Source organism: Streptomyces sp. BBFR25, assembly GCF_044590125.1.
GTDB classification, from domain to species: Bacteria; Actinomycetota; Actinomycetes; order Streptomycetales; family Streptomycetaceae; genus Streptomyces; species Streptomyces canus_D.
Genome location: NZ_CP172447.1, coordinates 3917632 through 3941270, shown reverse-complemented (window position 1 = coordinate 3941270; position 23639 = coordinate 3917632). Strand labels below are relative to the sequence as shown.

The following is a 23639-nucleotide window of genomic DNA, read 5'->3' as shown; positions in this document are numbered from 1 at the left end:
GGGTCGGACGGGAGCGGGGCCGGGACCTGAGTACCCGTACTCAAGTCGCGGGACGCGATACCTGCCGAAAAGCCCGGCAAGCCCTCTGAGGCAGCTCTGCCCGACTTACGCCGACAGGGGGACTTCGTGGATCTCGTCCGCCTTGTGGCCCGCGCGTTCGTGCACGCGCTGGACCGCGTCGGCCGACGGCCCCTCGGAGAGGCAGTAGACCGTGCCGGAGGCCGGGTCCGCCCACGCCCGTTCGAAGTGGACGTTCTCGTCCTTCTCCAGGGAGAGGTCGGCCTGGTGGGCCTGGTGCAGCTGGTCCGAGGTGATGCCGTGCATCCCACGGTGTACGTCCATGAAATGAGCCATGGTGCCTCGCACCCCCTTCAGGGTCTTTCTTCCAGGGTGCGCCCGTGTGACGGCCGGGGCGAACCCGGCCGTCACACCACTGTTCACCGCCTGCCGTTACCGCGTCAGCCGCATTGGCAGGGGCTGCCCGACTGGCAGCCGCAGCCGCAGCCCGAGCCGCAGCCGCAGGCGGCGATCAGCGGGAGGCTGCGGATCTCGGTGGGCTGCTCGGTGGGACGCTCCTGTGTGGGGTCGGGCTTCGTGCTGGGGGAATCGGCCATGGTTCCTCCTGGAAGCGGGTGCCTGCCTGGGACCCGGGTGGGTGGCTCCATTGCACGCCCGAACGGCCGTCGCATCAACGGCGCACGGAAGCGAACCCGCGCCCCAACGCGCCGTTGACGCGCGCGGGACTCGGCCCCTCAGCCCCTCAGACCCCTGAGACCCTGAGACCCCTGAGACCCTCAACCCCTCAGGCCCCCTCGACCTGTGTCGCCGGCTGGATGTCCGACTGGAGGTCGTCCGCGTGCTCGCCGGTGACCAGGTAGACCACCCGCTTGGCGACCGAGACCGCGTGGTCGGCGAAGCGCTCGTAGTAGCGGCCCAGGAGGGTGACGTCGACCGCCGTCTCGATGCCGTGCTTCCAGCGGTCGTCCATCAGGTGCTGGAAGAGGGTGCGGTGCAGGAGGTCCATCTCGTCGTCGTCCTGCTCCAGCTGGAGGGCCAGGTCGACGTCCTTGGTGATGATCACCTCGGCGGCCTTCGCCATCAGGCGCTGCGCGAGCTGGCCCATCTCCAGGATGGTGGCGTGCAGGTCGTGCGGCACCGCGCGCTCCGGGTAGCGCAGCCGGGCCAGCTTGGCCACGTGCTGGGCCAGGTCGCCCGAGCGCTCCAGGTCGGCCGACATCCGCAGCGAGGTGACGACGATGCGCAGGTCCGTCGCCACCGGCTGCTGCCGGGCCAGCAGGGTTATCGCCCGGGCCTCCAGCTCGTGCTGGAGGTCGTCGACCTTCTGGTCCGCCTCGATGACGGCCTCCGCCAGCTTCAGGTCGGAGTCGAGGATCGCGGTCGTGGCGCGTCCGATGGCCGACCCGACCAGCCGGGCCATCTCCACCAGACCGTCACCGATCGAATCAAGTTCCTCGTGGTACGCGTCCCGCATCAGGATTCCCTCTCGTACGTGGTGTTCGGGGGCTCGCAGACCGGTTCGCGCCCCTCGCCGTGCCCCCACGCTTACACGTTCCGGCCTGTACGCGTCCGTTTCCGGCACCCCAAATGAACCGTCCCTGGCTCCAAGGTGAACTCTGGGCGACGAGTGTTCGAGGTCGCACCCCGATGGCTGGGGCGGGACGGTTCGGCGTGCCTAACCTGGAGACATGGACGTGAACGCGGCGGTCGCCGCAGCGGCAGCGATCGCCGGAGTACTCACCGGCGTCATCGCCGTGCTGGCGTTCCGCTGGAGCGAGCGGGAGCAGAAGCGCCCCACCCGCACCTCGCTCCACACGGACCCCGTGCTGCCGCCCGGAGTCGACACCGTCCTGTCCGTACTGCGCTCCTCCGCGGTCGTCCTCGACGAGGCCGACGCGGTGGTCAAGGCCAGCTCGGCGGCGTACGCCCTCGGCCTGGTCCGGGGCGGCAAGCTCGCCGTCGAGCCGATGCTGCAGATGGCCAGGGACACCCGACGGGACGGAGAGATACGGCAGGTCGAGCTGGACCTGCCCCGCCGGGGGAGCGGGCGGGGGGAGGCCCTCGCCGTCTCCGCCCGCGTCGCGCCCCTCGGGTCGCGGCTGGTGCTGCTGCTGGTCGAGGACCTCACCGAGGCCCGCCGCATCGAGGCCGTACGGCGCGACTTCGTCGCCAATGTGAGCCACGAGCTGAAGACGCCGGTGGGGGCGCTCTCGCTGCTGTCCGAGGCCGTGATGGACGCCTCCGACGACCCGGAGGCCGTGGAGCGGTTCGCCGGGCGGATGCAGATCGAGGCGACCCGGCTCACCAACCTCGTACAGGAACTCATCGACCTCTCCAGGGTCCAGAACGACGACCCCCTCGACGACGCCGAGCCCGTCCGGGTGGACGAGCTGGTCGCCGAGGCCATCGACCGCTGCCGGCAGGCCGCCGGTACGAAGCAGATCACCATGGCCGCCGGAGGTACGGCGGATCTGCACGTGCGGGGCAACCGGGGCCAGCTCGCCGCGGCACTCGGCAACCTCGTCGAGAACGCCGTCAACTACTCGCCGGCCCGCACCCGCGTCGGCATAGCGGCCCGCCGCGTCGCCGCGCCCGGCGGCGACCTGATCGAGATCGCCGTGACCGACCAGGGCATCGGCATCTCGGAGAAGGACAAGGAGCGCGTCTTCGAGCGCTTCTACCGCGTCGACCCGGCCCGCTCACGGGCCACCGGGGGCACCGGCCTGGGTCTCGCGATCGTCAAGCACGTGGTCGCCTCGCACGGCGGGGAGGTCACGGTGTGGAGCGCCGAAGGCCAGGGCTCCACCTTCACCCTGCGACTGCCGGAGGCGGGCCTCGCCCGCGACCGCGCGCAGCGGCGGTCCGACCGCGCCGGACTCAGCGACGAGATTGAGCGGTCGCCCGCATCATCCCCCCATTCCCCCCATACATCCGCGTACGAAACGTTTCCCGCCCCGGAGGTCCTTCCGTGACCCGTGTGCTCGTCGTCGAGGACGAGGAGTCCTTCTCCGACGCCCTGTCGTACATGCTCCGCAAGGAGGGCTTCGAGGTCGCCATCGCGGCCACCGGCCCCGACGGACTCGACGAGTTCGAGCGCAACGGCGCCGACCTCGTGCTCCTCGACCTGATGCTGCCCGGCCTGCCGGGCACCGAGGTCTGCCGCCAGCTGCGCGGCCGCTCCAACGTTCCCGTGATCATGGTGACCGCCAAGGACAGCGAGATCGACAAGGTCGTCGGGCTGGAGATAGGGGCCGACGACTACGTCACCAAGCCCTTCTCCTCCCGCGAGCTGGTCGCCCGCATCCGCGCCGTACTGCGCCGCCGCGGCGAGCCGGAGGAGGTCGCTCCCGCCGCCCTGGAGGCCGGGCCCGTCCGCATGGACGTGGACCGGCACGTGGTGACCGTCGGCGGCACCAAGGTCGACCTGCCGCTGAAGGAGTTCGACCTGCTGGAGATGCTGCTGCGCAACGCCGGCCGCGTGCTGACCCGCATGCAGCTGATCGACCGGGTCTGGGGCGCCGACTACGTCGGTGACACCAAGACCCTCGACGTCCACGTCAAGCGGCTGCGCGCCAAGATCGAGCCCGACCCGGGCGCGCCGCGGTACCTGGTGACGGTGCGCGGGCTGGGCTACAAGTTCGAGCCGTAGGCCGGCCCACCGGCCGCGCAGCCACCGGCCGCGCAGCCACCGGCCGCGCGGCCGGGCCGGTCGCCGGACACGCCGAAGGGCGGGACCTCACGGAGAGGTCCCGCCCTTCGGTCGTGCGGCGGTGCGTCGATGCGGTACGGCGCTCAGTGGCCGGCTTCGGTGCCGGTGCCCGTGCCGGACTCCTGGGAGGTGCCGTCGGTCTCCGTTCCGGTCCCGTTCCCCTCGCCGGCGGACTCGCCCGTGCCGGGGGCCGTCTCGCCGTCCGCCGGAGCGCCCGAGGACTCCCCGTCGGCGGGCTCGCCCGAGGTCTGCGCGGAGGCGTCCCCGGAGGGCTGCGCGGAGGCGCCCGGGGCCGCCGGGGTCTCGCTCGGGCCCCACTCGGAGAAGTAGCTCTCGGCGGGGACGACGAACGCGCGCAGGCTCACGGCGCCGGTCTCGCTGAAGGTGAAGGTGATCTTCTGCGCGTTGCCGTCCCGGATCGCCTCGCGGCTGCTGGGCAGGACGGCGGCGGCGTTGTCCTTGCCGCCGAGGATCAGGGAGCCGCCGGCCGGGACGGTCAGGTCGCCCTTCTCGCCCTTGGCGGGCTTCAGCTCGGCGGACTTGTCGGTTCCGGCCACGGTGATCGACTCGAGCTTCTGGTCCTTGTCGCCACCGTTGAACAGGGTGGCGGAGACCACGGCCGGGCCGGTCGACTCCAGGTCGGGCTGGGTGATGACGATCGCGTTCTGGATCTTGATGTCACCCACGGACGTCGCGGCGTTGTCCGGCTTGATCTCCAGCGACTGGGCGTTGTGACCGGCGCCGCACGCGGCGAGCGAGGCGATCGAGAACGCGATGGCGGCGGCGGCGAGGGCACCGCGTCGAAGGCTGCTGCTCACGGCGGCGGCAACTCCTTGGACTCGAGCGGGGTGGCGGCAACGGATAAAGCCGCCCTAAGTAGCTGTCAGCGGCCTCAGGCTACCGAGCCGTTCTCGGGCCGCCGCACCCGACCCTCCCCGAAGACCTCCCGCTTCGCTCGGCAGGCGGTAGGCCCCGGGTGCCGCGACGGGTCGTTTAGCGGCTCGTACTCGTCCGACATTCAGCTATGAAGCACTCCGCCATACAGGTCGCGGACCGGTGCGCGAAATTTCCGTGAAGGAATGCGCGGGCGGCCCGGAATTGATCACCGGCGGGCCGGTCGGAGCGCCTCGTGATCAATTCCGGATTCGTCCGGAACCCCGCCACGGCCACCGAACGGAGTAGCGGAAGTCGCACGCACGGAACCGGACATATCGGGATCTTCGGGCAGGTGTCGGGGCCTCCGGATGTGTGTGACGTGCGTGTTTCGCCCGGCCTGAAGAGCCGCTCCGACCTGCGAATACTTTCTTCCGTCGGCCCGGCGCAGCACGTTCCAGTCGCTGTTGTCAAGCCCCGAGATATGCCCTGACCTGCGAAAACGCCATTCAGAAGACGCCGTTTCCGTGTTACCCTGGATAGCCACGGAAGGGGTACCTGTCACATGACGTTCAAGGTTGGCGACACCGTGGTCTATCCCCATCACGGGGCCGCGCTGATCGAGGCTATCGAAACTCGCCAGATCAAAGGCGTGGACAAGACCTACTTGGTGCTGAAGGTCGCCCAGGGCGACCTGACGGTACGTGTGCCAGCGGACAATGCGGAGTTCGTCGGCGTGCGTGATGTGGTCGGTCAGGACGGGCTGGACCGGGTCTTCGAAGTACTGCGCGCGCCGTACGCCGAAGAGCCCACGAACTGGTCGCGTCGTTACAAGGCAAACCTGGAGAAGCTCGCCTCCGGCGACGTCATCAAGGTCGCGGAAGTCGTGCGCGACCTGTGGCGCCGGGAGCGCGAGCGCGGACTCTCCGCAGGTGAGAAGCGCATGCTCGCCAAGGCCCGCCAGATTCTGGTGAGCGAACTCGCTCTCGCGGAGAACACCAACGAGGACAAGGCGGAGGCCCTGCTCGACGAGGTGCTCGCCTCCTGATCCGACTGGATCCGAGGCGAGGCGCAGACCGTCAGCCACTCGGTTCAGCGCACTGAAATGCCGCGGTGCCCGATGACATCCTTGCTGTCGCCGGGCGCTGCGGCATGTTCGTACCCGCACACGGTTTCCGGCATCCGGACGTCCGGATGCCGTTGATCCTCGTACGCTCATCCCGGGAGGTTTCCCCGGGTCCTGGCGTGCCGGGCCCGGGCTGCTGGCTCGACCAGGGTCACGGAAGGGTCCGGTCAAGGCATCGCGCCCGGCACGGTGAGGCCATACCCAACTAGGTCGAGCACACAAACCTGACAGGAACCGATGTCTGACGAATCGCGTCCCTCACCCGTCGAAGCGTCTGCCGAGACGCCCGCGGACCCGTCCGCGGCAGGCCGTCCGCGTCCCAGGACCGCCGCCGTGATCCCGGCCGCGGGCCGGGGCGTACGGCTCGGCCCGGGCGCCCCCAAGGCCCTGCGCGCGCTGGGCGGCACGCCCATGCTCATCCACGCGGTCCGGGCGATGGCCGCCTCCCGAGGGGTCTCCCTCGTCGTGGTCGTCGCCCCGCCCGACGGCGCGGGCGAGGTCAAGAGCCTCCTCGACGCGCACGCGCTGCCCGAGAGGACGGACTTCCTCGTGGTGCCCGGCGGCGAGACGCGGCAGGAGTCCGTACGCCTCGGCCTGGACGCGCTGCCGCCCGAGTACGACATCGTCCTGGTGCACGACGCCGCCCGGCCGCTGGTGCCGGTGGACACCGTGGACACGGTGATCGACGCCGTACGGGAGGGCGCGCCCGCCGTGGTGCCGGCGGTGCCGCTCGCCGACACGGTCAAGCAGGTCGAGCCCGCCGCGGTGCCGGGCGAGCCGGAGCCGGTGGTGGCGACGCCGGAGCGGGCGCGGCTGCGCGCGGTGCAGACCCCGCAGGGCTTCGACCGGGCGACGCTGGTGCGCGCCCACGGGACGGTGACCGACGACGTCACCGACGACGCGAGCATGGTCGAGCAGCTGGGGCTCGCGGTGGTGGTGGTGCCGGGGCACGAGGAGGCGTTCAAGGTGACGCGCCCGCTCGACTTGGTGCTCGCGGAGGCGGTGCTGGCGCGCAGGAGGCTGAACGATGGGTTCTGAGACGGATGCGCAGGTGCTGCTGCCGCGGGTCGGGATCGGTACGGACATCCACGCCTTCGAGGACGGGCGTGAGCTGTGGTGCGCCGGGCTGAAGTGGGAGGGCGAGGGGACCGGGCTCGCCGGGCACTCCGACGCGGACGTCGTCGCGCACGCGGCGTGCAACGCGCTGTTCTCCGCGGCGGGGGTCGGGGACCTGGGGCAGCACTTCGGTACCGGGCGGCCGGAGTGGTCCGGGGCGTCCGGGGTGACGCTGCTGACGGAGGCGGCGCGGATCGTGCGGGCGGCGGGGTTCCGGATCGGGAACGTCGCGGTGCAGGTGGTCGGGGCGCGGCCGAAGATCGGCAAGCGGCGGGACGAGGCGGAGGCCGTGCTCTCCGGGGCGGTGGGGGCGCCGGTGTCCGTGTCGGGGGCGACGACGGACGGGCTGGGGTTCCCCGGGCGGGGGGAGGGGCTGATGGCGGTGGCCACGGCGCTGGTCGTGCGGGTGTCTTGAGCGCGGGGGTGGGCACCCTGCGTTGCCCGGCCGTGCGGGGCTCTGCCCCGCGCCCCGCCAGGGGCTCCGCCCCTGGACCCCGCCTATGCCCACCCGCCACCCGACTCGGTCGGGAAAGAGGTGGGGCAGCAACGTCGACTCCGTGCCCTTGGCACTGCCCGGCGCCTACTACCCTGGACCCGTGACTATTCGCCTGTACGACACCAGCGCCCGGCAGATCCGTGACTTCGCCCCCCTCACGCCGGGCTGCGTCTCGATCTACCTGTGCGGTGCCACCGTGCAGGCCGCCCCGCACATCGGGCACATCCGGTCGGGGCTGAACTTCGACATCATGCGCCGCTGGTTCGCCTACCGCGGCTACGAGGTCACGTTCATCCGCAACGTCACCGACATCGACGACAAGATCATCAGGAAGTCGGCCGAGCAGGGCCGTCCCTGGTGGTCCATCGGGTACGAGAACGAGCGGGCGTTCAACGACGCCTACGCAGCCCTGGGCTGCCTGCCGCCCACCTACGAACCGCGTGCCACCGGCCACATCACCGAGATGGTCGAGATGATGCGCGGCCTCATCGAGCGCGGGCACGCCTACGAGGCCGACGGCAACGTCTACTTCGACGTGCGGTCCCTGCCGGGCTACCTGTCGCTGTCCAACCAGGACCTCGACGACCTGCGCCAGCCCTCCGAGGACGGCGAGACCGGCAAGCGGGACCCGCGGGACTTCGCCATGTGGAAGGCGGCCAAGCCCGGGGAGCCGAGCTGGCAGACGCCGTGGGGGCGGGGGCGGCCGGGCTGGCACCTGGAGTGCTCGGCGATGGCGCACAAGTACCTGGGCGAGGAGTTCGACATCCACGGGGGCGGGATCGACCTGATCTTCCCGCACCACGAGAACGAGATCGCCCAGGCCCGCGGCTTCGGCGACGCCTTCGCCCGGTACTGGGTGCACAACGCCTGGGTCACCATGAGCGGCGAGAAGATGTCGAAGTCGCTCGGCAACAGCGTGCTCGTGAGCGAGATGGTCAAGAAGTGGCGGCCGGTCGTGCTGCGCTACTACCTGGGCACCCCGCACTACCGCTCCACCATCGAGTACAGCGAGGAGTCCCTGCGCGAGGCCGAGTCGGCGTACGCGCGGATCGAGGGCTTCGTGCAGCGCGTCACCGAGCTGGCCGGCCATGCCGTCGAGCCCGCCGGCGAGGTGCCGCCCGCCTTCGGCGAGGCGATGGACGACGACCTGGGCGTCCCGCAGGCGCTCGCGATCGTGCACACCACCGTCCGGCAGGGCAACAGCGCGCTGGCCGCCGACGACAAGGACGCGGCCGTCGCCCGGCTCGCCGAGGTACGGGCCATGCTCGGCGTCCTCGGCCTGGACCCCCTGGACCCGCAGTGGGCGGGCGAGCAGGAACAGGGCGAGGACCTGCGGGACGTCGTCGACAGCCTCGTACGCCTCGTCCTCGACCAGCGCGAGAGCGCGCGGGCACGCAAGGACTGGGCCACCGCCGACGCCATCCGCGACCAGCTCGGACAGTCCGGACTCGTCATCGAGGACAGCCCGCAGGGACCCCGCTGGAGCCTCGGCACCCGCTGACCCGACCGGGCGGCTGGACCCGAGCCCGTAGATCGATTGTGCCGCCCGGCCCTCCGGGCGGCACACTGCATAAGACGCACGTACGACGCACACTCCCGTAGAGAGCGGAGACAGGTACTCATGGCCGCGAACAACCGCCGCATGTCCGGCAAGAAGGGCGCGCAGGTCGGCAGCGGCGGCAAGCGACGCCGGGGCCTGGAAGGCAAGGGGCCGACGCCCCCCGCCGAGATGCGCAAGGGGCACGCCAAGCAGCGCGCCGCCAACGCCAAGGCGCGCCGCACCACGGGACGCCCGCAGCAGCGGCGCGGTGGCGGCCGGTCGACGTCCGAGCTGGTCGTCGGCCGCAACCCGGTCTACGAGGCGCTGCGCGAGGGCGTGCCCGCCTCCACGCTCTACGTCCAGCAGTTCATCGACAACGACGAGCGGGTGCGCGAGGCGCTGCAGCTCGCCGCGGAGCGCGGTGGCATCAACCTCATGGAGGCGCCGCGTCCCGAGCTGGACCGGATGACCAACGGGCTCAACCACCAGGGGCTCGTGCTCCAGGTGCCGCCGTACGAGTACGCGCACCCCGAGGACCTGGTCGCCGCCGCCCACGACGAGGGCGTGGACCCTCTGATCGTCGCCCTCGACGGCGTGACCGACCCGCGCAACCTCGGCGCCGTCGTCCGCTCGGTCTCCGCCTTCGGCGGCCACGGCGTCGTCGTGCCCGAGCGGCGCGCGGCCGGTATGACGGCGGGCGCGTGGAAGACGTCCGCCGGTACGGCCGCACGCACGCCGGTGGCGCGCGCCACCAACCTCACGCGGGCGCTGGAGTCGTACCAGAAGGCCGGCATCACGGTCGTCGGCCTCGCCGCCGACGGCGAAGCCGAACTCGGCGACCTGGCGGCCCTCGACGGCCCCGTGGTCATCGTCGTCGGCAGCGAGGGCAAGGGCCTGTCCCGACTCGTCGGCGAAACCTGCGACTTCCGGGTCCGCATCCCGATGCCGGGTGGTGCGGAGTCGCTGAACGCGGGTGTGGCGGCGGGGATCGTGCTGTACGAGGCGGCGCGTCGGCGGGGCTGACCCGGCTGGAACGGGTGTTCGTCGTATCGCCCGGGCGGGGTGTTCGAGGGTGTCCGGGCGGGCTTGACGCGGTCCGGACAGAGCGGGGCGGGTCAAGGCAGTGTCCTAACGACACATCACTCGGTTAGATGAGTGTGGACACCAGAACACCCCGCACTCCCACGGGGGACCGCTCGTCGGGATACGACGACGCTCCCGCGCTGAGCATGGTGAAGGTGCCGAGCGATCCGGCGCAGGTCATCGTCAACCACGCGAGTTTCCGCGTGCAGTTCGGTGCCTCCGCGCGGCGGACCCAGTCCCCGCGGATCGCGCGGCACCTGAGCGCCACCCAGGACACCGCCCGCATGCCCGCCGCCCCGGCCGCGGGCCGTCGCCGCGCCGTCGTGTGGAGCGGGCGGTCCGACCCGGACGACACCGGCGCGCACCGGCTGCTCCAGGCGGTGCGGGCGGGAGCCGGTCACCACGCCGAGGACCCGGCCGCGGGCGACGCCGGGGCCACGCAGGTCATCCCCCGGGTCGACCTCGACGGCGGCCCCCTGGACTACGACGACGGCCCCGCCACCCAGACGCTCGAGACCCCCCTCGTCGGCGCCCAGCGCGGCCCCGTCCCCGACGGCACCCGGCTGCTGCCCGCCATGCGTACCGTGGGCAGCGCCTACGACGAGCCGGCCTACGACGGATCCGCCTACGGCCCGGACGACTTCGGGACCGGAAGCGACGGCTACGACGACGGCTACGACGACGGTCCGGACCAGGACGAGCCGCGCGGCAGGCGCCGCGGCGACGACCCGGCGCGGCACGCCTACTTCCCCGGCCGCCGGATGAACCTCGGCGTCGTCCTGCTGCCCCTGCGGGTCTTCCTCGGCTTCATCTCCATCTACGCCGGGATGGGCAAGCTCTGCGACCCCGTCTACTTCGACGGCGGCGAACGCGGCTCCATGGTCAAGTGGCTCAACACCCTGCACCCCTGGGACGTCGCCGAGCCGCTGCGCCAGTTCGCCCTCGCCCACCCCGTCGGCGCCGGGCTGGTCATTGCCTTCCTCCAGGTGCTGGTGGGCGTCCTGACCGTCCTCGGCTGCTGGCAGCGCGTGGCCGCCGTCGTCGGCGCCGGTCTGTCCGCGGCGCTCCTGGTCACCGTCAGCTGGAAGAGCGTCCCGGTCTACGACGCGCCCGACATCATCTACCTCGCCGCCTGGTCCCCGCTGATCATCGCCGGGGCCCCCGTCTACTCCGTGGACGGCAGGCTCGCGGGCAGCGCCTGGCGCAGGCTGGGCCCCCGCTCCGACATCTGGGACCTGCGCCGCTACGTCCTGCGCCGCGGCGCCGTCATCACCTTCCTGGTCGCCGGTGTCACCCTGCTCGTCGGCTCCGTCCTCGGCGGTGCCGTCCGGGACTCCGACCGCGTGGTGGTGCCCGGCCCCGGCGAGGCCCCGCGCAACGAGCTGCCCGGCTCCCCGCTGCCGCAGGAGCCCGGCACCCGGAAGCCGAAGACCTCCTCCCCGGAGGCCTCCGCGTCCCCCACCCAGGGCGCCACCAGCGGCGCGTCCGCCCCCGCCGAGGACTCCGCGACCGCCCCGGGCGCGACCCGCGACAGCAACGGCACCTCCACCGGCGGCGGTACGCCGAGCCAGACCCAGGGCACCACGGGCGGCCAGGCTCCGCCGCGGCAGTCCTCCCCGGCGGACCAGGCGCCGAGCACCACGGCCGGACCGACCGCGGGCGGCACCACGAGCGGCGGCAACGGCGGCTCCACCGGCGGCACCGGCACCGGCAGCGGTGACGGCGGCGGCTCCTCCTCCACCGGAGAGCCCGGCGGCCGGCTGGTGGGCGGCCTCCTGGGATAGGGGCACGCTCCCCGACGCAGTACCGCAGCAGCAGGGCCCCGCACCTCGCGTGCGGGGCCCTGCTGCTGCCGTACTGCTGCGGAGCCCTCAGCGGCCGCTCAGCGCCGCCAGCTCCCTGGCCGCCTCCGTCAGGTCCTTCGCGGTGTCGATCGCGCGCCAGTAGGAGCCCTGGGGGATCGGGAAGCCGGCCAGGCGGCGTTCGCGGGCCAGGCGGGGGAACGTGGTGCGCTCGTGGTCACCGCGTTCCGGGAGCATCGCGGCGAACTCCGGCGAGAAGACGTACACGCCCGCGTTGATCTCGAAGGTCGACGGCGGCGCCTCGATGAAGTCGGTGATGTGGCCGAAGCCGTCCGTCTGGACGGCGCCCCACGGCAGCCGCGGGCGGGCCAGGGCGAGGGTCGCGACGGCGTCCCGCTCGGCGTGGAAGTCGGCCAGGTCGCGCAGCGAGAAACGGGTCCAGATGTCGCCGTTGGTGGCGTACCAGGGCCGGTCCGGGTGGGGCAGGTGCGCGGCGGCGTACTTGAGGCCGCCGCCGCGGCCCAGCGGCTCGGTCTCCACGACGGTGGTGACGGAGAGCGGCAGGTCGGCGCTCTCCAGCCACTTCTGCAGCACCTCGGCCAGATGGCCGCAGGAGACCACGACGTCGGTGACGCCCTCCTCGGCGAGCCAGGCGAGCTGATGGCCGATGATCGGAGTCCCGGTGCCCGGGATCTCGACCATCGGCTTGGGCCGGTCGTCGGTGTAGGGGCGCAGCCGGGAACCCTGCCCGCCGGCCAGGACGACGGCTTGAACGGGGCGGCGGGACGCGGCGTTCGGATCGGTCATGCCCGAACTGTACGCGGCGCCCCACCGGCCTTACGAAGGGCGCTCAGCCGTGCGCGGCCAGCACGCCCGAGGCGAAGGCGGTGTCGCAGACCGGGCGGGCGTACGACTGGGCGCGCGTCGGGCCGTAGACCTTCACCGCGGCGCGGCCGAGGGCGCGGGCGATGGTCGCGCAGTGGTCGGCCAGCGACGGGCGCTCGTTCACCGCCTGCTGGAGGTGGGTGAGGGCGACGCCCGGGTCCTCCTCCTGCAGCTCGGTCAGCAGCCGGTCGCGCAGCACCTCGTGCGGGGCGCGGGCGGCGCGGGCGGAGGAGGCCTTGGCGGAGGACGCCTCCGACGCGGCGAGCACCGAGTCCGAGGGATCCCCGGACCAGTTGACGCGGGTGACCGCGAGAGTCCCGGAGAGCACCAGGACGACGGGCAGGACGAAGGCGAGAGAGCGGCCGATCCGGCGGGCGGGGCCCCGGCCGCGTCGCGTCTGTCGGTTGGTGGAGTGCTTCACGGAGTGCTTCACGCGAGTGAGGGTAGCGCCCGGTAATGATTTGGCGACATTTAGTCACCCCTTCGGGGGATGAAGAGTGATCCTCGGCGGGGTAGGGGGTTGACGAACACGGGTCGAAACGTCCGTTGTGCCGGGGTATTTGTCGACAACGAAAAGAGCCCCGCAGCAGGCCGCGGGGCTTTTTTCGTCAACGCGGGTGAAATCACCCGGTCGCGTGGTTTCTGTCAGTCGGTGAGGCGCTCGCCCGTGGAGGACGAGAAGACGTGCGTCTCGCCCGGACGCGGCACGACGTGGACGGTCGCGCCCTTCTCCGGCACCGCGCGGCTGCTGACGCGGACCACGAGGTCCTTCGTCTCGCCGCCGACCTCGACCGTGCCGTAGACGTAGCCGTCGGCGCCGGTCTCCTCCACGACGTTCACCGTGACCGCGAGACCGGCCGGGGCGTCGGCCGAGTCCTTCGAGAGGGTCTTGGCGGCGCCGCCGTTCAGCTCCACCACGTCGAAGTGCTCCGGGCGGACGCCGACGGTGACCGTGCGGTCGCCCTTGTCGGAGGCGGCCTTCAGGGCGTCGCGGTTGACCGGGACGACGCTGTTGCCGAACTTCACGCCGCCGTCGGTGATCGGGACCTCGACCAGGTTCATGGCCGGGGAGCCGATGAAGCCGGCGACGAAGAGGTTCGCGGGCCGGTCGTACATGTTCCGCGGGGTGTCGACCTGCTGGAGCAGACCGTCCTTGAGGACCGCCACGCGGTCGCCCATCGTCATGGCCTCGACCTGGTCGTGGGTGACGTAGACGGTGGTGATGCCGAGGCGGCGCTGGAGCGAGGCGATCTGCGTACGGGTGGAGACGCGGAGCTTGGCGTCCAGGTTGGACAGCGGCTCGTCCATGAGGAACACCTGCGGCTCGCGCACGATCGCGCGGCCCATCGCCACTCGCTGGCGCTGACCGCCGGAGAGCGCCTTCGGCTTGCGGTCCAGGTACTCGGTGAGGTCGAGGATCTTCGCGGCCTCCTCGACCTTCTGCCGGATCTCCGCCTTGTTGACGCCGGCGATCTTGAGCGCGAAGCCCATGTTGTCGGCGACGGACATGTGCGGGTACAGCGCGTAGTTCTGGAACACCATGGCGATGTCCCGGTCCTTGGGCGGCAGGTGCGTCACGTCGCGGTCGCCGATGCGGATGGCGCCGCCGTTCACGTCCTCGAGCCCCGCGAGCATCCGGAGCGAGGTGGACTTGCCACAACCGGACGGGCCGACCAGGACGAGGAACTCGCCGTCCGCGATGTCGATGTCGAGACCGTCGACGGCGGGCTTCGTGGAACCCGGGTACACGCGGGTCGCCTTGTCGAACGTAACAGTGGCCATGGTGAAAGGGCCCCCTTCTACCGGCAGGAACGTGCCGGACGATCCGTTGTAGGAAGGTGGTGGTGTAGTCCACACGGGTGAAGCTGAGCAGGACGGTACCCGGCGTTCACCTGATCTGTCAGTAGCTGGGAGTCCGTGAATTTCGCCGAAACTTTCGAATCACATCGTTCACCGGCTCTGTGTACAGTGGAGCAGCCTGCGCGCGCCCGACGCGCGCGTGCCTCCTTAGCTCAGCTGGTCAGAGCGCCGCTCTTGTAAAGCGAAGGTCGTCGGTTCGAATCCGACAGGGGGCTCCGCACCCGGCACACCGGCACCCCCGCGATCCCTGATCGCGGGGGTGCCGGTGTGTGGTGCCGGTTACTTGCCCTTCGGCAGGGGCTCCGCCGCGCAGGTCGTGCCGGGCTCCGGGAGCGTGCCCTCCAGCAGGTAGGCGTCGACGGTGTCCTGGACGCAGGTGTTGCCGCTGTCGTAGGCGCCGTGGCCCTCGCCCTCGTACGTCAGCTCGACGCCCACGTCCCTGCCGAGGCGCTCCGCCATGCGGGCGGCGCCCGCGTACGGGGTGGCGGGGTCGCCGGTGTTGCCGACGAGCAGCACGGGGGGTGCGCCCGGGGCGCCGACCTCGGGGTGCCGGGCGGCTCCGGGGACCGGCCAGCCGTCGCAGGACAGGGCGCTCCAGGCGAGGCCGGGGCCGAAGAGGGGGGACGCCTCGACGAAGTCCGCCAGGCGGGACCGGACGTCGGCGACGGTGTAGCGGCTGCTGGAGTCGTCGCAGGTGATGGCCCGGAAGGCGTCGTCCTCGTTGCTCTCCTCGCCGGTCGTGCCGTCGGTCGTGTCGTCGCCGGGGTCTCCGCCCGTGCCGTGCTGGCCCAGGGCTTCGGCGAGGTCGTGGAGGACCTCGCCGTCGTCGTCGGCCGCGGCTTCGAGGGCGGCGCGCAGCGCGGGCCAGTAGTCCTGCCGGTAGAGGGCGCCGCTGATGGCGTCGACGAGGGCGTCGCCGTCGAGTGCGCCGCCGTCGGGGGTGGTGAGGGGGGTGTCGTCGAGGGCTTCTTCGAGCTCGACGGTGAGGTCCACGATGTCCTCGGCGTCGTCGCCGAGTGCGCAGCCCTCCCGGGCGCACCAGGCGGCGAAGTGCTCGAAGGCGAGCTGGAAGCCGCCGGCCTGGGCGAGGGCCTCCGCCATCCGGTCGAGGGTGGGGTCGACGACCCCGTCGAGTACGGCGCGGCCGACGCGCTCGGGGAACAAGTGGGCGTAGACGCCGCCGAGTTCGGTGCCGTAGGAGATGCCGAAGTAGTGGAGCCTCTCGTCGCCGAGGACCTGGCGGATCAGCTCCATGTCCTGGGCGGCCTGGGTGGTGCCGACGTAGGGGAGGACGTCGCCGGAGTTCTTCTCGCAGGCGGCCGCCGTCTCCCGGTTGAACCGGACGAGCGCGTCGGTCTCGTCGGCGCCGTCGTCGGGGGTGTCGTCGATCTCGTCCTCGTCGGGGAGGCCGGCGTCCAGGCAGCGCACGCCCTCGCTGTTGCCGACGCCGCGCGGGTCGAAGCTGACGAGGTCGTAGCGGGTGCGGAGCTTCTCGTAGTCGGGGGCGAGGCCGGGGAGGGTGGCGACGCCGGAGCCGCCGGGGCCGCCGAAGTTGAAGAGCAGGGAGCCGATTCGCTCGTGCGGGGCGCCACTCGCGCGGGCGCGGATCAGCGCGAGGTCCATGGTCTTGCCGGAGGGGTTCTTCCAGTCCAACGGCGTGCGCAGGGTGGCGCATTGCCACCGGGTGCCGTCGGGGAGCGCGCCGGGGGCCTCGCCGCCGCCCTGGACGGGGGCGGGGGCGGGGCAGTCCCGCCAGGCCGGGGACTGCTCGCGGAGGGCGTCGAGGGCCTGGGCGTCGGTGGTGGTGCCGCCGGTGTCGCCGTGCCGTTCGCCGTCCCGGGCCGCGGGCGCGCAGGCCGTCAGGGAGGAGGCGAGCAGGGTGGCCGTGGACAGCAGGACGGCGGTGGATATCGCTCGTGCTGGGGGCATGGCCTCAGCCTCCGGTGGCCCGGAGGGCGGCGCATGGCGTGGCGTCCGTTCGGGTGGGGCCCCGCCGGTCGGTGGCGGTGTGCGGCGGCGGGGCCCCGGCCCGGGTCAGGAGGAGCGGTTGGCGCTGGACGGGCCGAAGAACTCGATCTCGGAGATGGCCACCTGCTTCTTCGCGGACGCCGCGTGGGCGGACTCGATGGTGAAGCGGACCTTGGTGACCTCGCCGACGCGGAACGGGCGTCGCTGGCCGCCGGCGCCCTGGTCCAGGGTGAGGTCGCGGGTCTTGATCGACCCGTCCTTCATGGTGATCGTCGCCTTGACGCGGTGCGGCAGGGCCGACTCCCGCAGCTTGTCGGCGCGGGTGGAGACACCGGGGGTGATGATCACGTCGAGGAGCCGGGTCGGCTCGGTGAAGCTGGCCTCGACCCACTCGCCCTGGCCGGACTGCACGATGCCCGGGCCCCACCAGGTGTTGCTGAGCTTGTCGATGAGGAGTTCCGGCTTGTGGCCGGGGAAGGAGCGCGAGGCCTTGATGCCGTCCGGGGAGACGGGGGCGCGCTTGGCGAAGTGGTCGCGGGTGTTCTGGACGCCGTCGGGGATGTACATGAAGCCGAGGACGACCAGGGTGGCCACGACGACGACGGTGATCCAGGTGCCGATGCGGTCGAAGACGCGGCGCAGGCGGGGACGGTCGCCGGCCCACGGGGTCTCCTGGCGCCGTCCGCCGAAGAGCCGCCGCCACCAGGGGGCCCGCACGGCGGCCTGGTCGCCGCTCGCGACCAGGGGCATGGCGCAGCGGGCGCAGTAGTGGCGGTCGGGGCGGTTGGGCGTGGAGCACCACGGGCAGGGCGGGCCGTTGGCGATGTCCGGCTGTCCGGGGGCGCGGACCTGCGGCCGGTCCACGTCGGGGCGGCCGGGCAGGACGGGCGCGACGGCGGGGGGCGCCGCCGGGGCGGGGGCCTCGGGGTCGGCGACGGGGACGAGGAGGGAGCGGGCCCGGTCGGACATGGTGTCGGTGAGCGGGTTCGGGGCGGAGGGCGCCGGGGTGGCGGGCACCGGGGTGGTGGGCGCGGTCTCGTCGGTGCCGGGCGCGGGGGAGGTGGCGCCGGGGGCGTCGTCCGGGCCCGCGGCTCCTCCCGAACGGCCCGCGGTGTCCGGGGCGTCCCCCGTGTCACCGGTGCCCGTGCCCCCGGTGGCTGCCGGGGTGTCCGCGGTGCCTGCCGCGCGGCGCGGCTGGGGCCGCGTCGGGTTGTCGCCGAGCGCGCCGGACGGTTCGTCGGCGGCGCCCTGGGCGGGTGCCGCGGCCGGGCGGTCGGTGCGGGCGGGGGGCACGCCCGCACCGGCGAAGGCGTCGAAGCCGGGGCGCTGGTCGGACGTGGCGGCCGCGGGCTGCGCGGTGCGGGCTGCGGCACCGGCCTGGTCCCAGCTGAGTACGGCGCCGCACGCGTCGCAGAAGGACTGGCCCGGTTCCGCGCGGGTTCCGCACTCGGCGCAGTTCTGCGTTGTCATCTCTCCGGGGTCCTTTCGGAGGCGGTCACTTCGACCGTGTAGGGCATGTGGGCGGGGCGGGCGGCGGCGACGAGGGCGTCCAGCCGGTGGACGTCGACGGGCCTGGGGTCGGGCAGCCGGAGGGCGACGTGCAGTTGCGGGCGGGGCCGGCCGGGGAACGGGCCGAGCGGCCGGGCGTTCCACACGGCGCCGCCGCTCTCGGTGATCTCCGGCGCGACGCCGAAGGTGAGCCGGACGGTCTCGGACAGGCCCTGCAGGGTGCCGCGTACGCGGTGCAGCCGGGCGGCGGCGGCGACGGCGGCGCGCAGCATGGGCTCGTCCTCGGTGCCGTCGGTCTCCGCGCCGACCCAGGTGCCGAGCCACCGGGCGAAGTCCGCCGGGGTGAGAGCGGGGTCGAAGTAGGTGTCCAGGCAGTCCAGGACGTTCAGGATGGGCGCGAGGACGTCGTCGAGCCCGCCGACGAAACGCAGGGCGAGGTCGTCGTCGGCGAAGACGGCCGGCAGCATCGACGCGATGGGCAGCGACGAGCCGAGTCCGTCGACCGAGCCCCGCTGCGAGGCGGAGTTCACGCGCTGTCCCCGATCACGCGGACCCGGTGGTCGTAGGAGAAGACCAGGGCGGGTGCGTCGAGGTCGATGCGGTTGGTGGGGTCGCCGCGCTTGCCGGTGAGGGGGTCGGCCGGGTGCAGGACGACCTCGTCGACGAGTTCGACGCCGGGGACGCGCTGGAGGACGGCGAACAGCTCACCGGTCTGCACGGGGCGTCCGAAGGGCCAGCCCTTGCCGTCGGAGCCGCCGGTGAGCGGGTCGAGGTGGCGGTAGAGGGCGTCGTGGGTCTGCCGGCGCACGCGGTCGGCGTCGACGTCGCGGAAGGCGTGGACGGTGGCGACGACGGTGACGCCCTGGTAGTAGGGCGGGCCGACGGCGAGCCGGGTGCCGATCAGGCGGCGTTCGTCGAGGTGGCGGGTGATGCGGTTCAGCAGGGCGTCACCGGGGACGAGTTGCTCGAAGCGGAGGCGCCCGCCGGGGTCCGGTACGGCCTGGGGGACGACGAGGACGCGGACGGCGTGGGCGCCGTACTCGTTCTCCGCGCCCTCCAGGCAGGTGATGCGGGCGGTCTCGGGGGCGGCGCGGCGGGCGAGTTCCTCGTAGTCGCGCAGCGTGACGGCGCGTTCCTGGGCGCGCAGGGTGATGGGGGCCCGCAGCTTGGCCTCCTCGATGGTCTCGCCGTCGACGCCGCCGAGGGCGGCCTCGCGGTTGACGACCTCGGAGACGTACGGGATGGAGGTGCGCAGCACCTGTACGGCGCCGCGGGCCACGTTGCCCGCCCTGCCCCCGCCGGTGCGGTAGCGGCGGGCGCGGATGACCGCGCCCTTGGGCGGGACGACACCGTACTGGCGCAGGGTGCCGTCGGCCTCGCGGACGGCGGGGCCGAAGGCGATCTCGCCGGTGGTGGCGTCGACGGTGATGTGGTGGTCGTCGGGGTGGGAGCCGGCGAAGTGCGGGACGACCTGCCAGTCCTGCCAGCCGTCGTCGGCGGCGGTCTGGAGGAGGACGGACGGCTCGCCGGCGACTACGGGTGCGTGTTCGAGCCGCAGCCGCTGGCCGGGCAGACCGGTGGACTCGCCGAGGGGCTCGTCGAGGATGGTCTCGGCGTGGATGGAGCCGGTGGTGCCGCCGATCGTGTAGGCCTCGGCGGAACGGATGGTCGGCGAGGTGGTGTAGAAGGGCTGGCCGCTGAGCGGTTCGGTGACCCGGCAGCGGATCCAGCCGGCCTCGTGGCCGCCGTTGCGGGACAGGACGTGGCCGCCGGGTATGTGCAGCACGACGTCGCCGGGCCGGTTGAGACCGCCGGTGCCGTCGCGGTCGACCTCGCAGGTCTGCCAGCCGTCCTCGGTCCAGGCCTCCCACACCAGCGGCGGCTGGCGCGGGTCGACGCCGACGCCGTCGACGCGGCTGTCGAGTTCGAGGGCGAGCGCGCAGTCCGGGACGGCGGCGCTGAGGCCGATGAGCATGCAGTCGCCGGGGTTGGGTGCCTCGGCGAAGCACAGCACGTCCTTGCTCTCGGCGAGGTCCGTGGTGCGGTCGCTGACGGCCTCGCCGCTGACCTGGGTCACCAGGCGGCTCATCGTGCACGGGACGATGCGCAGGTCGTGCTCGGTGGCGAACACGACGGCCTCGTCGCGTTCGGTGCGCAGGGTGGCGACCTCGGTGCCGACCGGGACGAGGATCGCGTCCTCCTGCGGTGCGGAGAGCCAGAAGGTGACGTCCGTGCGCGCGGCCGACGGCGGGAAGAGCGTGATGCCGACCAGGTCCAGGAAGGCGAGGTGGTTCTTGTCCGGGACCCGGTTGAGCCGGTAGACGATCTGGTCGGCCATGTGGGCCACCGTCTCGACGAGCGTGACACCGGGGTCCGAGACGTTGTGGTCGGTCCACTCCGGGGCGCGCTGCTGGATGTAGCGCTTGGCATCGTCGACGAACTGCTGGAAGCGGCGGTCGTCGAGGTTGGGAGAGGGCAGGGGCATCAGCGGTCGCTTTCGGGAGAGCCCGGGAGACCGGCCGGGGCGTCGGGGAGGTCGGGCTCGTCGTGGGAGGGGATGACGTAGAACGGGAACACGAGGCTGCGCGGGTTGTTGGTGCCGCGGATCGAGTAACGGACGTCGATGAAGAGGACGTTCTGCTCCTCGCCGGTGGTGACGTCGACGTCGTGGACCTCGATGCGTGGTTCCCAGCGGTCCAGGGTGACATAGACCTCGTGCTGGATGCGGCCCGCCGTCTGCTCGTTGACGGGGGCGAAGACGAGGTCGTGGATGGCGCAGCCGAACTCGGGGCGCATCGGCCGCTCCCCGGGCGCGGTGGCGAGGATGAGCCGCATGGCCTCCTCCACCTCCTGCTCGCCGCTGACGAGGGCGATCCCGCCGGTGGGCCCGATCCGCAGCGGGAACGACCAGCCGGAGCCGACGAACTGTTCGGCCATCAGAGAGCAACCTGCCTTCCTCGGAAACGCTTCGTCACAGACCCGGCACGGGGATGGTCGCCACCTTGAAGATAGGGGTCTTGACCTCGAACGTCGCGCCGATGATCCTCGTCATGACGGAGTTGATCTGCACGTTGACGGTGCCGGAGATGGTCGTCGCGGCCCCGGCGCTCAGCGTCGCGGCGCCGGCCGCGCCCAGGTTCAGGGCGCCTCCCGCGTTGACTCCGACCACGCCCCCGCTGCGCATGTTGATCATGCTGCCGCCCTGGATGCTGAGGGGGCCGCCGCTCTTGATGGTCAGGGAGCGTCTGGCGCTGAGGGACAGGTCGGTGCCCGCGTCCACCGACACCGAGCGGCTGCCGGTGATGCTGACGGAGCCCTTGCTGTCGACGGTGATCTCGGTCTTGGTGCGGTCGAGGTTGATGGTCAGCCTGTCGTTGCCGCTGGCGATCCGCACGCCCTGCTTGCGTCCGCCGGTGCGCTGGCTGAGCAGGTCGACGCGGTTGCCCTGGCGGTCGGACAGGGTGTGCCGTACGGCCTTCTTCTTCAGGCCGTCGTGCAGGGGCACGTCGCTCTTGGTCGGCACGTCCCGGCCGTTGTAGAGGCCGCCGATCACGAACGGGTGGTCCAGCGCCCCCCGGTCGAAGGCGACCAGGACCTCGTCGCCGACGTCCATGGGGAAGATGCCGCCGCCCGCCACGCCGCCCATCTGGACGCTGCGCGCCCAGTCGCTGACGTAGGTGTCGTCCAGCCACGGGAACTGCAGCTTGACCCTGCCCTGCTTGAGGGGGTCCTGCACGTCGGTGACGATGGCGTTGGCGACGCTGGGCAGCCGGGCGGCGCTCGCCGGGTCCGCGCCGCCCCCGCCGCCGCCCGAGGCGAGCCCGTACAGGGAACGCCACTGGCGCCCGCTGACCGTGATCCAGGACTCGTAGGGGACGCCGTCGCCGAAGTGGTGGCGTACCGAGGTGACGGTGTACTTGCCCTCGAAGGGGGTGCCGACGTCGGCGAGGGCGACGGGGACGCCGGGCCGCAGGTCGGGGTGGCCCTTGGCGGCGACCTCCAGCTCGGCGAAGGAGGCGGTGACGTCGGCGGCGAGGGCCTTCGCGGCGTTCTGGACCTCGTCCTGCTTGTCGTAGGGGTTGGCGGTCTCGACGAGTTTGCCGGGCTTGAACTTGCCGGCGGCCGTGCCGGGCGTCCACTTGATGTTGATGCCGGGGTCGGTGGTGGCCGGCGCGGTCTCGGTGATCTTCTTCTTGGTGGTGACGTTCCAGCCGCGCGACTCGACCTTGCCGATCTGGTCGGCGGCGGTGACGGCGGCCCGCAGCCGCAGGATGTCGTGCTCGGCCTGGAGGACGAAGGTGCTCTGGTCGCCGTCCGTGTTCGGCGAGGGCGCGCCGGCCGACGGCTTCGGCGTGACGAACCGGAACTTCCCCTTGGAGTCCAGGTACATGATCATCTTGTTCTCGTCGGCGAGCCGGGCGAGGAAGTCCCAGTCGGTGACGTTGGACTGGGAGATGAACGCGTAGGTGCCCTTGGTCGCCTGGATGCGGCCGATGGAGACGCCGTCCATCGCCACGAGCTTGCGGGCGATGTCGGAGGCCTTCTGGTTGCGGTACGCGGCCACGCGGCGCTGGCGCATCAGCCGGTGCCCGTAGTCGTAGCCGCGGATGACGGTGAAGCTGCCGGTGCCGTCGTAGTCGGCCTCCAGGCCGGTGACCTCACCGGTCAGCAGGGGATTGCCCTTGCCCTCGCCGTCGGCGATCGGCGTGATGACGACCTTGGTGCCGAACTGCACGTTCAGGTCGCCGAGGAGCTTGTGGTGGGGGTCGCGGAAGGTGAGCCGGAACGCCGCGGGCACGTTGACGCCCTGGTCGACCCATCCGTCGGTGAGCATCGGGGCGACGGTGTCGGACAGCGGGGTTCCACCGATCTTCACCTCGACGACGCTGGAGAAGGCGGGACGCACCATCAGTGAGGCACCTCCTCGGTGGCCGGCAGGATGAGTTCGGTACCGGTCGGCAGGCGGGACGGGTCGTCGATGCCGTTGGCCTCGGCGATCACCCGCCACGCGTTGGCGCTGCCGTACTCGCTCCAGGCCAGCGACTGGAGCGAGTCCCCCGCGACGACCCGGTGCACGCGCTGGGCGGTGAGGGCGCCGGAGGTCGGGTTCTGCCTCGGGGTCGGGCCGGGGATCTCCACCAGGGCCATCTGACAGGTGGCGCGGATGGGGACGCCGGCGGTGCCGAAGAGCGTGTACTGGGTCTCGATGGAGGCGACGTAGGCGTTGAACCGGGCCGTGGAGAACGAGCCCCACTCGAAGATCACCCAGGGCGGTGACGGCTGCTTGGCGGCCAGGCTCTTGGCGGTGACCTCGCAGCAGATCAGCAGCGACTCGACCTTCTTCATGACGGTGTTGCCGCCGGGCTTCATCGAGGAGTCCAGGAAGATCTCCAGGGTCATCTCCCGCGGCTCGGCACCCATGAACTGCGGCTTCGCGGCCTTCCGCACGGCCGCCGTCGGGGTCGACTTCCACTGGGAGCGCTGACTGATCGAGAGCTGCGCCGGGTTGAACTCGAACGGGAACCGCTTGATCAGCGCACCTGGTGAGGTGGACTTGCCGGTGGGCGGCTCGTGGATGGCGAGGTTGGCGCGTACGAGGCTCTTGCCGGCGCCCTTGCTGCTCTTGGCCATGGTTCTTCCTCTCTGCTCCGCGG

At 72.2% G+C, this 23639-nt stretch carries 22 protein-coding genes and 1 tRNA gene; 9 read left to right on the top strand and 14 right to left on the bottom strand.

Annotated elements, in window-relative coordinates:
- Nucleotides 1-105: 105 nt before the first annotated feature.
- The 3 genes from ACGH52_RS17790 to phoU all read right to left on the bottom strand — a co-directional run bounded on the left by ACGH52_RS17790 (nt 106) and on the right by phoU (nt 1492).
- Complete coding sequence (locus ACGH52_RS17790; RefSeq protein WP_361464292.1) at nt 106-354, bottom strand: SCO4226 family nickel-binding protein; 249 nt, start codon at nt 352-354, stop codon at nt 106-108.
- A gap of 104 nt (nt 355-458) precedes the next feature.
- Nucleotides 459-614 carry a hypothetical protein gene (locus tag ACGH52_RS17785; protein ID WP_171987306.1) on the bottom strand — a complete coding sequence of 52 codons (156 nt, stop codon included), beginning with the start codon at nt 612-614 and terminating at the stop codon, nt 459-461.
- Nucleotides 615-802: 188 nt separating this feature from the next.
- On the bottom strand, nt 803-1492 hold the full coding sequence (gene phoU, locus ACGH52_RS17780) for a phosphate signaling complex protein PhoU (protein WP_076975479.1): 690 nt from the start codon (nt 1490-1492) through the stop codon (nt 803-805).
- Nucleotides 1493-1706: 214 nt separating this feature from the next.
- On the opposite strand from phoU, the gene ACGH52_RS17775 reads away from it, so the two are divergent.
- The gene (locus ACGH52_RS17775; protein ID WP_399940536.1) at nt 1707-2990 is read left to right on the top strand and encodes a sensor histidine kinase; all 1284 of its coding nucleotides are present in this window, start codon (nt 1707-1709) and stop codon (nt 2988-2990) included.
- Nucleotides 2987-3667 (top strand): response regulator transcription factor, encoded by a 681-nt coding sequence (locus ACGH52_RS17770; RefSeq protein ID WP_076975481.1) that lies wholly within the window; start codon nt 2987-2989, stop codon nt 3665-3667. Before ACGH52_RS17775 ends, ACGH52_RS17770 begins: the two co-directional genes overlap by 4 nt.
- 143 nt (nt 3668-3810) lie before the next feature.
- Here ACGH52_RS17770 and ACGH52_RS17765 read toward each other — a convergent pair whose 3' ends face one another.
- Nucleotides 3811-4545, bottom strand: a complete 735-nt coding sequence (locus ACGH52_RS17765) for a DUF461 domain-containing protein (protein ID WP_399940533.1) — start codon at nt 4543-4545, stop codon at nt 3811-3813.
- 620 nt (nt 4546-5165) lie between these two features.
- Between ACGH52_RS17765 and ACGH52_RS17760 the strand changes: the two genes are divergently transcribed.
- The 6 genes from ACGH52_RS17760 (at nt 5166) to ACGH52_RS17735 (ending at nt 11745) form a co-directional block, all read left to right on the top strand.
- The gene (locus ACGH52_RS17760) at nt 5166-5648 is read left to right on the top strand and encodes a CarD family transcriptional regulator (RefSeq protein WP_003953493.1); all 483 of its coding nucleotides are present in this window, start codon (nt 5166-5168) and stop codon (nt 5646-5648) included.
- Nucleotides 5649-5963: 315 nt separating this feature from the next.
- Nucleotides 5964-6764: a 2-C-methyl-D-erythritol 4-phosphate cytidylyltransferase gene (ispD, locus tag ACGH52_RS17755; protein WP_121700847.1), complete on the top strand. Its 801-nt coding sequence runs from the start codon at nt 5964-5966 to the stop codon at nt 6762-6764.
- Nucleotides 6754-7257 (top strand): 2-C-methyl-D-erythritol 2,4-cyclodiphosphate synthase, encoded by a 504-nt coding sequence (gene ispF / locus ACGH52_RS17750; RefSeq protein WP_210977517.1) that lies wholly within the window; start codon nt 6754-6756, stop codon nt 7255-7257. The genes ispD and ispF overlap by 11 nt, the downstream gene beginning before the upstream one ends.
- A 181-nt stretch (nt 7258-7438) precedes the next feature.
- Nucleotides 7439-8839, top strand: coding sequence for a cysteine--tRNA ligase (gene cysS / locus ACGH52_RS17745; RefSeq protein WP_399940528.1), 1401 nt, complete (start codon nt 7439-7441; stop codon nt 8837-8839).
- 120 nt (nt 8840-8959) lie between these two features.
- Nucleotides 8960-9901, top strand: coding sequence for a 23S rRNA (guanosine(2251)-2'-O)-methyltransferase RlmB (gene rlmB, locus ACGH52_RS17740; protein ID WP_104635482.1), 942 nt, complete (start codon nt 8960-8962; stop codon nt 9899-9901).
- 128 nt (nt 9902-10029) lie between these two features.
- Nucleotides 10030-11745, top strand: a complete 1716-nt coding sequence (locus ACGH52_RS17735) for a DoxX family protein (RefSeq protein ID WP_210974062.1) — start codon at nt 10030-10032, stop codon at nt 11743-11745.
- Between the two features lie 87 nt (nt 11746-11832).
- On the opposite strand, the gene ACGH52_RS17730 is transcribed toward ACGH52_RS17735, so the two are convergent.
- From ACGH52_RS17730 to msiK, 3 genes are all read right to left on the bottom strand, one after another.
- On the bottom strand, nt 11833-12570 hold the full coding sequence (locus ACGH52_RS17730; RefSeq protein WP_076975488.1) for a nucleotidyltransferase family protein: 738 nt from the start codon (nt 12568-12570) through the stop codon (nt 11833-11835).
- A 43-nt stretch (nt 12571-12613) separates the two neighbouring features.
- Nucleotides 12614-13069, bottom strand: coding sequence for a hypothetical protein (locus tag ACGH52_RS17725; protein ID WP_076975606.1), 456 nt, complete (start codon nt 13067-13069; stop codon nt 12614-12616).
- A 224-nt stretch (nt 13070-13293) separates the two neighbouring features.
- Entirely contained in the window at nt 13294-14430 is a 1137-nt protein-coding gene (gene msiK, locus ACGH52_RS17720) for a diacetylchitobiose ABC transporter ATP-binding protein MsiK (protein ID WP_121700970.1), read from the bottom strand.
- Between the two features lie 219 nt (nt 14431-14649).
- On the opposite strand from msiK, the gene ACGH52_RS17715 reads away from it, so the two are divergent.
- A tRNA-Thr gene (locus tag ACGH52_RS17715) sits at nt 14650-14723 on the top strand.
- A gap of 64 nt (nt 14724-14787) precedes the next feature.
- On the opposite strand, the gene ACGH52_RS17710 is transcribed toward ACGH52_RS17715, so the two are convergent.
- From ACGH52_RS17710 to ACGH52_RS17680, 7 genes are all read right to left on the bottom strand, one after another.
- Complete coding sequence (locus ACGH52_RS17710; RefSeq protein ID WP_399940523.1) at nt 14788-16437, bottom strand: alpha/beta hydrolase; 1650 nt, start codon at nt 16435-16437, stop codon at nt 14788-14790.
- 105 nt (nt 16438-16542) lie between these two features.
- Nucleotides 16543-17946, bottom strand: a complete 1404-nt coding sequence (locus tag ACGH52_RS17705; RefSeq protein ID WP_399940520.1) for an NADase-type glycan-binding domain-containing protein — start codon at nt 17944-17946, stop codon at nt 16543-16545.
- Nucleotides 17943-18452, bottom strand: a complete 510-nt coding sequence (locus ACGH52_RS17700) for a phage tail protein (protein WP_171987324.1) — start codon at nt 18450-18452, stop codon at nt 17943-17945. Before ACGH52_RS17700 ends, ACGH52_RS17705 begins: the two co-directional genes overlap by 4 nt.
- 59 nt (nt 18453-18511) lie before the next feature.
- Complete coding sequence (locus tag ACGH52_RS17695; RefSeq protein WP_210974047.1) at nt 18512-20470, bottom strand: putative baseplate assembly protein; 1959 nt, start codon at nt 20468-20470, stop codon at nt 18512-18514.
- Nucleotides 20470-20922, bottom strand: coding sequence for a GPW/gp25 family protein (locus tag ACGH52_RS17690; RefSeq protein ID WP_003974730.1), 453 nt, complete (start codon nt 20920-20922; stop codon nt 20470-20472). The genes ACGH52_RS17695 and ACGH52_RS17690 overlap by 1 nt, the downstream gene beginning before the upstream one ends.
- A gap of 34 nt (nt 20923-20956) precedes the next feature.
- Nucleotides 20957-22894 (bottom strand): VgrG-related protein, encoded by a 1938-nt coding sequence (locus ACGH52_RS17685; RefSeq protein WP_399940517.1) that lies wholly within the window; start codon nt 22892-22894, stop codon nt 20957-20959.
- On the bottom strand, nt 22894-23616 hold the full coding sequence (locus tag ACGH52_RS17680) for a LysM peptidoglycan-binding domain-containing protein (protein WP_076975495.1): 723 nt from the start codon (nt 23614-23616) through the stop codon (nt 22894-22896). Before ACGH52_RS17680 ends, ACGH52_RS17685 begins: the two co-directional genes overlap by 1 nt.
- Nucleotides 23617-23639 lie beyond the last annotated feature (23 nt).